Origin of the sequence: Microbacterium sp. Leaf351, assembly GCF_001423825.1 — a bacterium.
GTDB classification, from domain to species: Bacteria; Actinomycetota; Actinomycetes; order Actinomycetales; family Microbacteriaceae; genus Microbacterium; species Microbacterium ginsengisoli.
In genome coordinates this window covers 61878-69844 of the sequence record NZ_LMPK01000005.1, presented here as the reverse complement: position 1 = coordinate 69844, position 7967 = coordinate 61878, and the positions used below count along the sequence as shown (strand labels likewise).

The 7967-nt window shown below is 71.2% G+C and carries 8 protein-coding genes and 1 pseudogene; 3 read left to right on the top strand and 6 right to left on the bottom strand.

The annotated features are described in order from the left end of the window. Both ASG00_RS02315 and metX read left to right on the top strand, forming a co-directional pair. A pseudogene (locus ASG00_RS02315) lies at nucleotides 1–235 on the top strand (hypothetical protein); the annotation flags it as partial. A gap of 40 nt (nucleotides 236–275) precedes the next feature. Then, nucleotides 276–1490 carry a homoserine O-acetyltransferase MetX gene (gene metX / locus ASG00_RS02310; RefSeq protein ID WP_056206537.1) on the top strand — a complete coding sequence of 405 codons (1215 nt, stop codon included), beginning with the start codon at nucleotides 276–278 and terminating at the stop codon, nucleotides 1488–1490. A 41-nt stretch (nucleotides 1491–1531) separates the two neighbouring features. On the opposite strand, the gene ASG00_RS02305 is transcribed toward metX, so the two are convergent. From ASG00_RS02305 to ASG00_RS02290, 4 genes are all read right to left on the bottom strand, one after another. Then, on the bottom strand, nucleotides 1532–2773 hold the full coding sequence (locus ASG00_RS02305) for an MFS transporter (RefSeq protein ID WP_056206535.1): 1242 nt from the start codon (nucleotides 2771–2773) through the stop codon (nucleotides 1532–1534). Nucleotides 2774–2890: 117 nt separating this feature from the next. Continuing rightward, nucleotides 2891–3202, bottom strand: a complete 312-nt coding sequence (locus ASG00_RS02300) for a thiamine-binding protein (protein ID WP_056206532.1) — start codon at nucleotides 3200–3202, stop codon at nucleotides 2891–2893. Nucleotides 3203–3218: 16 nt separating this feature from the next. Then, nucleotides 3219–4511 carry a DUF2029 domain-containing protein gene (locus tag ASG00_RS02295; protein ID WP_056206531.1) on the bottom strand — a complete coding sequence of 431 codons (1293 nt, stop codon included), beginning with the start codon at nucleotides 4509–4511 and terminating at the stop codon, nucleotides 3219–3221. Nucleotides 4512–4576: 65 nt separating this feature from the next. Then, nucleotides 4577–5446: an ADP-dependent NAD(P)H-hydrate dehydratase gene (locus ASG00_RS02290; protein ID WP_056206529.1), complete on the bottom strand. Its 870-nt coding sequence runs from the start codon at nucleotides 5444–5446 to the stop codon at nucleotides 4577–4579. Nucleotides 5447–5505: 59 nt separating this feature from the next. Here ASG00_RS02290 and ASG00_RS02285 point away from each other — a divergent pair, with 59 nt between their 5' ends. After that, complete coding sequence (locus tag ASG00_RS02285; protein ID WP_056206527.1) at nucleotides 5506–6573, top strand: NADH:flavin oxidoreductase/NADH oxidase; 1068 nt, start codon at nucleotides 5506–5508, stop codon at nucleotides 6571–6573. A gap of 41 nt (nucleotides 6574–6614) precedes the next feature. Here the strand turns inward: ASG00_RS02285 and ASG00_RS02280 are convergent, their stop codons facing one another. Further along, complete coding sequence (locus ASG00_RS02280; RefSeq protein ID WP_056206525.1) at nucleotides 6615–7670, bottom strand: hemolysin family protein; 1056 nt, start codon at nucleotides 7668–7670, stop codon at nucleotides 6615–6617. Beyond that, a partial coding sequence (locus ASG00_RS16485; protein WP_327037462.1) for a transporter associated domain-containing protein occupies nucleotides 7667–7967 on the bottom strand: 301 nt, incomplete at its 5' end. The genes ASG00_RS02280 and ASG00_RS16485, both read right to left, overlap by 4 nt.

Genomic DNA, 7967 nt, shown 5'->3' with positions numbered 1-7967 from the left:
CCCGGATGCCGCGAAACGCGACACGTTCGTCGCGCTCGTGGGAGACCTCGGTCGACGGCTCGGCCGCCCGGTGACCTGGCTGTCCAATGAGAGCCGCGGCACCTTCCCGGCGCTCGACGATCGGCTCCCCGCCGACCTTCGAGCGCACCACCGATTCGTGCAGCGACGCAACGGCACCCCGATCGCCCTCGCCGGACAGCACGGCGCGACCTACGAGATCACCCCGTTCGCGTAACAGTCCCCGGAGCAGCGCCACGGGCGGGGAGAATGGAGCGATGGACTGGCAGACTTCCGAGGACACGGTGCCGAGCGCGCCGGTTTCGGAAGCCGACGCCCGCCGCCTCGGCGGGCGCCCACCGGCGACCGGGGCGTGGCGTGACGGCGATCCGGCCGGCGACCGACGGTTCGCCGCCTTCGGCGCGTTCACGACCGAGGGCGGGGCCACCCTCCCCGCCTACCGGCTCGCCTTCGAGACCTGGGGTGAGCTCTCCCCCGCCCGCGACAACGCCGTGCTCGTGCTGCACGCCCTCACGGGCGACTCGCACGTGCGCGGCGAGGGCGGGCCGGGGCATCCGACCGACGGCTGGTGGGGCGACATCGTCGGACCCGGCGCTCCGATCGACACCGACCGGTGGTTCGTCATCGCCCCCAACATGCTCGGCGGCTGCCAGGGATCGACGGGTGCAGCGAGCATCGGACCACGGGGCGCCGAGTGGGGTGCGCGTTTCCCGTATCTCACGATCCGCGACCAGGTCGAGGCGCAGCTGCGGCTGGTCGATGCGCTGGGCATCGAGCGGTTCGCGGGGGTGATCGGCGGATCCATGGGCGGTATGCACGCCCTCGAGTGGGCGATCTCGCATCCCGAGCGGGTCGCCCGGCTCGGCGTCCTCGCCGCTCCCCCGATCGTCACCGCCGACCAGGTCGCTCTGAACTCCGCCCAGCTCGCGGCCATCCGCCTCGACCCCGGGTTCGACGGCGGCGACTACTACGACGCGGCCGCCGGTGAGGGACCGCACCGTGGGCTCGCGCTCGCGCGCCGCATGGCGCTGCTGAACTACCGCAGCCCCGAAGAGCTGAACCTGCGCTTCCAGCGGTCATGGCAGTCGGATGTCTCGCCCCTCGGCCACGGCGGACGCTTCGCCGTGGAGTCCTACCTCGACTTCCACGGCAACAAGTTCACGCGCCGCTTCGACGCGAACGCCTACGTGACGCTCGTCGAGGCCATGAACTCGCACGACGTCGGCCGCGACCGGGGCGGCGTCGAGGAGGCGCTGCGACGGATCACCGCCACGACCCTCGTGCTGGGCGTCGACAGCGACCGACTCTTCCCCGTCGACGGCCAGCACCGCATCGCGCGCAGCATCCCGCGCACACTCGACGGCGACCGGGCGGTCGTCATCTCGAGCGACTTCGGCCACGACGGCTTCCTCATCGAGTCCGACGAGGTCGGCGGACACCTGCGGCGGCTGCTCGACGCACCCGCCGGCTGACACGCGCGAAGCAGCCGTCCCGGTCAGTCCGGGAGCGGGCGTCAGTCCGCGGGACCGGCGATCGCCAGGCCCGCGCGGCGACGAGACCTGTCCTCGACGCGGAACGAGAGCCACGCGATGCCGAAGCCGATCAGCGCAAGACCGACACCGACCCACGCCGGCGCGACGAACCCCCAGCCCCACGCGATCACGACGCCGCCGAGGAATGCGCCGAGGCTGTTGCCGATGTTGAACGCCGAGTGGTTGAGGGCGGCCGCGATCGACTGGTTGTCCTCCGCGACATCCATGAGACGGGTCTGCGCGGTCGGATTCACCGACGACGACACCAGCCCCATGACGAACACGAGGGCCGCGAGCGGGACGATCCAGTGCGACACGAGCGCGAGGATCACCAGCACCAGCGCGATCGACAGCAGCCCGCCGAGGAGGGTGCGCCGTAGGTTGATGTCGGCGAGGTACCCGCCGATGATGTTTCCGATCGTCATCCCGACGCCCATGAGCACGAGCACGATCGGCACGACCCACTGGGGCGCGTGGGCGACATCCGTGACCATCGGCGCGACGTAGCTGTAGAGCGCGAAGAACCCGCCGAAGCCGATCGCGCCGAGCGCGAGGGTGAACCACACCTGCGGGATACGGAACACCCGCAGCTCCGCTCGCATGGTGCGGCCCGGGTCGCCGGGGTGGGCCGGCACGAACAGGGCGATCATGATCGCCGTGACCACCCAGAGCACGGCGACCACGCCGTAGGCGGCGCGCCATCCGATCTGCTGCCCGAGGAACGTGCCGAGCGGCACGCCGACCACGTTCGCGACGGTGAGACCAGTGAGGATGAACGCGACACCCTTGGCCCGCTTGCCCGGACCCATCACGTCGGCGGCGACGAGGGCGCCGATGCCGAAGTAGGCGCCGTGCGGCAGTCCCGTCACGAGGCGCGCGACCGCGACCCACCCGAAGGTCGGCGCGAGCACGGTGAGCAGGTTGCCGACGGCCAGCACGATCGACAGCACGAGCATGACGCGGTGGCGCGGATAGCGTGCGACGAACCCGGCGATGGTGGGCGCGCCGATGACGACGCCGAGCGCGTACAGGCTGATGAGCCAGCCGGCCTGGGCGATCGCGTCGCCGGGGGCGGTGGCCCACGTCTGGGGCAGCAGGTCCTGCGCGACGTTCGGCAACAGGCCCATGACGACGAATTCGCCCATGCCGATCGCGAAGCTGCCGATGGCCAAGGAGAGAAGCGCCGCCGTTGCCGCCCCCTTCGATATCTGAGGGGAGGTCACAACAAAATGGTACGCCCGGGATCGACCCCTGTCGAATCGTTTCGGCGCCCACGCCCGCACCCGACGCCATGCACGTCCGCGCGCGCAGATCGGAGCGTGCACGCGAGGCCCTCGGGTCTACTCCTCAGAGTCGTCGATGGCCCGTTCGAGGCGCTCGATCTTCGCATCGAGCTCACCCGTGTAGCCCGGGCGGATATCGGCCTTCAGCACGAGCGAGACGCGGGACCCGAAGGGCAGCACCGCCTCCGTCGCACGCCGGACGACATCGAAGACGTCGTCCCACTCGCCCTCGATCTCGGTGAACATGCTCGTCGTGCGGTGCGGCAGACCCGAGTCGCGCACGATGCGCACAGCGGCCGCCACCGCATCGTGCACCGAGCCGTCTTCACGACCCGTGCCGCTGGGAGCGACGGAGAACGCGACGAGCATGGTGACCTCCGGAAGATCAGTCGGCGGTGACGGGCGCGGGCGGCACCCGATGGTCGCGGCGGGCAGCGATCTGGGGGTGCACCGGCACGCGGACCAGCAGCACGATCGTCCAGACGAACAGCACCACGAGAAGGATGTTGCGGATGGTCAGCACCAGCAGCGGCCCGAGGTCCACGATGAGGATGTTGAAGTACACCAGCGGATACACGATCTGGGTCGCCAGGGCGATGAGGAGCGCGAGGGTCGCCGGCTTCCACCAGCGCCCGCGATCGAGCACCAGGCCGTATACGAGGGGCGGCACGATCCAGGCGATGTACTGCGGCGAGCCGACCTTGTTCAGCACGATGAACGCGAGCACGAGGCCGAGGGACAGCGACGGGAGCAGCCCGCCGAAGGTCGCGCCGCGGTACTTCTTCCACGCACCCACGCCGGCGACTGCGAGAACACCCACTCCGAGGAGCGGCGTCATCACGCTGATGACCGGGTCGACACCGGGGCCGGTCACATAGAAGGTCAGCAGGTTGGGATCCCACCCGATGCCGGATGTCGGCACGCCCACGTAGTACATCCACAGGTAGATCGAGCTCACCGGCGACTCGATCTGCAGCGAACGCGTGGTCTGGTCCCCCACGAACCCGAACACGTACTGCCCGCCGCCGGCCGCCGCGACCAGCACGACGACGAGCACGGTGACGATCGCCGCAGATGCAGCCACGACCCATCGTCGGTGCAGCGCGATGAGCGCCGCGCCGACCAGCGCGGCCGGCCACACCTTGATCCAGGTCGCGACCGCCAGCAGTGCGGATCCGAGCCAGGGTCGGCGCGCCAGCCACAGGATGCCCGCGACCGACAGCGCCACGGTGACCGCCTCGAGACGGTAGACGTAGACCGGACCGAGCAGCGCGATGAACGCGAGCCAGAACCAGGCTCCCGCGTTGCGCCCGTTCGATCGGCCGCGGCCGATGAGCACCGCGAAAGCGGCGGCATCCAGCAGTGTGACCACGACGGCCCAGCCGATCGTGTACCCGCCGGCCCAGGCGAACAGCCAGGAGGCGAGCATGGGCAAGATCGCCAGCTGTGGGTAGACCCAGCCGGTGTCGATGCCGACGTAGCCGAAGTACGAATCGTGCACGATCCCGGAGTACGCGTCCCGCACGGGGAAGAGTCCGTCGTGGAAGAACGCGCCCGACCACGGTTCGTAGACGTTGTACACGTCGCCCATGGGCTGATTCGGATAGGTGAATCCCAGAATGGCGACGCCGAGGTGCACGACCACGAATGCGATCCAGAGCACCGAACGTTTCGACATCGCGGACCAGTGTACGAGGGGCAACCGTGCCGCTCCCTGTAGAGGACGACGCCCCGCGGGAACCGTTACCGAACGGCAATCCCCCGCGCGAGCGCTTCCCCCACGGCCTCGGGCAGGGCGCGCGCGACGTCGAGCGCGGTGATGGGGCCCGGTCGACCGTTGCCCGCCCGGGATGCCGCGAGCTCGCCGGCGCGCGCGTGGAGCCAGGCGCCCGCGGCCGCCGCATCGAGGAGATCGACGGCGGTGTCTCCCGCGACGCGGCCTGCCATGACGGATGCCGCCACCGCCCCGATCGCGCCGGCGAGTACGTCCCCGGTGCCCGCCGTCGCGAGCCACGGCGTGCCCGCCGCGACGACTCGCACGCGCCCGTCGGGCGCCGCCAGGACGGTGCGCGCGCCCTTGAGCAGCACCACGGCGCCGAGCGCCCGCGCGGTCTCGGATGCCGCTGCCGCCCGGCCGTCATCGCCCTCGATGTCGGTGTGATCGAGACCCAGCTGCGCCCGCAGCCGCGCGAACTCCCGGGCGTGCGGCGTCACGATCACCGGTGCGTGCGCGGCGGGCGCGAGCTCGAGCGCCCCGGCATCGACGACGACCGGCACACTGCCCGCGAGCAGGCGAGTGAGCGTCTCGGTCTCGGCGAACGGCCGGGATGCGGCATCCGTGCCCGACCCCACCACCCACGTGTGGACGCGCCCATCCGCGGTCACCGTCTCGGGTCGCGCAGCGAGAACGAGCTCACGCGCCGGACCGGTGTAGCGGACCATTCCGATTCCCGCCCGCCAGGCGCCCTCGACGCCCAGCACCGCGGCGCCCGGATACGCGAGCGAACCCGTACGCAATCCCACGACACCGCGGGAATACTTGTCATCGGCGTCGGTTGGCCCCCGAAGGACCCGCGCCACCGCGGCGACGTCGACGAAAGCCGAAGCGCTCATGGCGTCACCTTAGCCGCGCGGCTCGATCACCGGCGGTCGCCCGCCCGGAGGAGGACTCGATGAGCACACTGTTCGCACCGCTGACCCTGCGGGGTACCACGCTGCGCAACCGACTGTGGGTGGCGCCCATGTGCCAGTACTCGGCGGTCGACGGGCTCCCGAACGACTGGCACCACGTGCACCTGGCGCAGTTCGCGAGCGGCGGCGCGGGCCTCGTGCTCGCCGAAGCGACCGCCGTGTCGCCCGACGGGCGCATCTCCCCCGCCGATGTCGGCCTCTGGAACGACGCGCAGGCGCAGGCCTGGGCACCGATCGTGGCCGCCGTGCACGCCCGCGGCGCGGCGGTCGGGGTGCAGCTCGCCCATGCCGGCCGGAAGGCGTCGACCTGGCCGCCGTTCGCCCCGCAGCGCGGCACCGTGCCGCCTGCCGACGGCGGCTGGGAGCCGGTCGCCCCCTCGTCGATCGCGTTCGAGGGGCTCGTCGATCCGCGCGAGCTCACGATCGCGGAGATCGACGGCATCGTCGACGACTTCGCGGCGGCGGCCGTCCGGGCCGTCGCGATCGGATTCGACGTGCTCGAGATCCACGCCGCGCACGGCTACCTGCTGCACGAGTTCCTCTCCCCGCTCGCGAACACCCGCACCGACGCCTACGGCGGCTCCCTCGAGAACCGTGCCCGCCTCGTGCTGCGGGTGGTCGAGGCGGTGCGCCGCGCCGCTCCCGACACCGTCGTCTTCGTGCGCTTCTCGGGCACCGACTGGGCACCGGGCGGGCTCGAGGTCGCCGAGGTCGTCGAGGTGGCGCGCTGGAGTGCCGAGCGCGGCGCGGATCTGTTCGACGTGTCCTCCGGCGGGCTCGTGGCCCACCAGCAGATCCCGGTCGGTCCCGGGTATCAGGTGCCGCTCGCCCGGGCGCTGCGCGACGCAGGGCTCCCCGCGGCGGCGGTCGGACTCATCACGGACGGGCCGCAGGCCGAGAGCGTCCTCACCGCCGGCGACGCCGACGCGATCCTCGCCGCCCGCGAGTGGCTGCGCGACCCGCACTTCGGCCTGCGCGCGGCGACCGAGATCGGGGCGGATGTCCCGTGGCCGCCGCAGTACGAACGCGCCCGGCGCCGCACGCACTGAGGGGGCGGGCCTGCGGCCCGCCCCCTCAGTGGTCGTCATCCTCAGCGCGCGCGACGGGTGGCGTCCTCCACCTCACCGACGAGCTCCTCGATGATGTCCTCGAGGAACAGCACCGAGGTGATCTCCGCGTGCGCATCGCGCACGAGAGCCAGGTGGCGTCCGTTTCGCCGCATCGCAGCGAGGGCGTCCTCGAGGTCGGTCGTCTCACGCAGCGACACCATGCGGTGGATGCGCTTGGCCGGGATCGGGCGCGCGACCTTCTCGTCGTCCTCCCCCTCACCCGCGACCCGCAGCACGTCCTTGAGGTGCACGTACCCGGTGGGCTCGCCGGCGTCGTCCACGATCACGTACCGCGAGAAGCCGTGGGTCGCGACGGCCTTCTCGATCTCGGCCGGGGTGACCGAGGTCGGCAACGTCACGAGCTCACCGAGCGGCACCGCCACATCGCCCGCGGTCTTGTCGGTGAACTCCACTGCGGCTGCCACCGTGCCGGCCGAGTCCTCCAGCACGCCTTCTCGACGCGACTGGTCGACGATCGTGGCGACCTCGTCGAGCGTGAACGTCGAGGCGGCCTCGTCCTTGGGCTCGACGCGGAACAGGCGCACGATGTGATTCGCGATCCAGTTGAGGGTGGCGATCACCGGATGGAAGATGCGCGACACCCACACGAGCGGCGTCGCGAGCATGAGCACGGCGCGGTCCGGCACCGAGAACGCGAGGTTCTTCGGCACCATCTCACCGAACACGACGTGCAGGTACGAGACCACCAGCAGGGCGACGATGAACGCGATCACGTCGACGGCCGATTCCTCGAGACCCGTCAGGCCGAGCGGCACCGCCAGGAGGTGGTGGATCGCCGGCTCCGACACGTTCAGGATGAGCAGCGAGCAGATCGTGATGCCGAGCTGACTGGTCGCGAGCATGAGGGTCGCATGCTCCATCGCCCACAGCGCGGTCTTCGCGGAGCGCGAGCCGCGCTCCGCGAGCGGTTCGATCTGGGAGCGGCGCGCAGAGATGACGGCGAATTCAGCGCCGACGAAGAAGGCATTGCCGAGCAGCAGCACGACGAGCCAGGCAAGTCCCGCCCAATCGCTCATCGCGCACCCCCTTCCACAGCAGCCGACTCGTCGACGGCATCGGGTGCGGCATCCGGGGTGAAGGAGAGTCGGTCGACGCGTCGCCCGTCCATGCGGGTCACCGCGAGACTCCCGCCGTCGACCGCCACCGTGTCGCCCACGACCGGGATGCGCTCGAGACCGGCCATCACGAAGCCGGCGACCGTGTCGTAGACGTCGCTCTCGGGCACGACCACACCGGTGCGCTCGCGCAGCTCGTCGGGACGCAGCGACCCGGCGAACGAGACCGAGTCGCGCACGTGCACGATGTCGGCACGG

Excerpts from the sequence above, each read along its gene's own strand:
- ASG00_RS02300 (WP_056206532.1), bottom strand. The coding sequence starts at position 3,202 with ATGCTCGTCGCGTTCTCCGTCGCTCCCAGCGGCACGGGTCGTGAAGAC.
- ASG00_RS02295 (WP_056206531.1), bottom strand. The coding sequence starts at position 4,511 with ATGTCGAAACGTTCGGTGCTCTGGATCGCATTCGTGGTCGTGCACCTC.
- ASG00_RS02280 (WP_056206525.1), bottom strand. The coding sequence starts at position 7,670 with ATGAGCGATTGGGCGGGACTTGCCTGGCTCGTCGTGCTGCTGCTCGGC.
- metX (WP_056206537.1), top strand. The coding sequence starts at position 276 with ATGGACTGGCAGACTTCCGAGGACACGGTGCCGAGCGCGCCGGTTTCG.
- ASG00_RS02285 (WP_056206527.1), top strand. The coding sequence starts at position 5,506 with ATGAGCACACTGTTCGCACCGCTGACCCTGCGGGGTACCACGCTGCGC.
- ASG00_RS02290 (WP_056206529.1), bottom strand. The coding sequence starts at position 5,446 with ATGAGCGCTTCGGCTTTCGTCGACGTCGCCGCGGTGGCGCGGGTCCTT.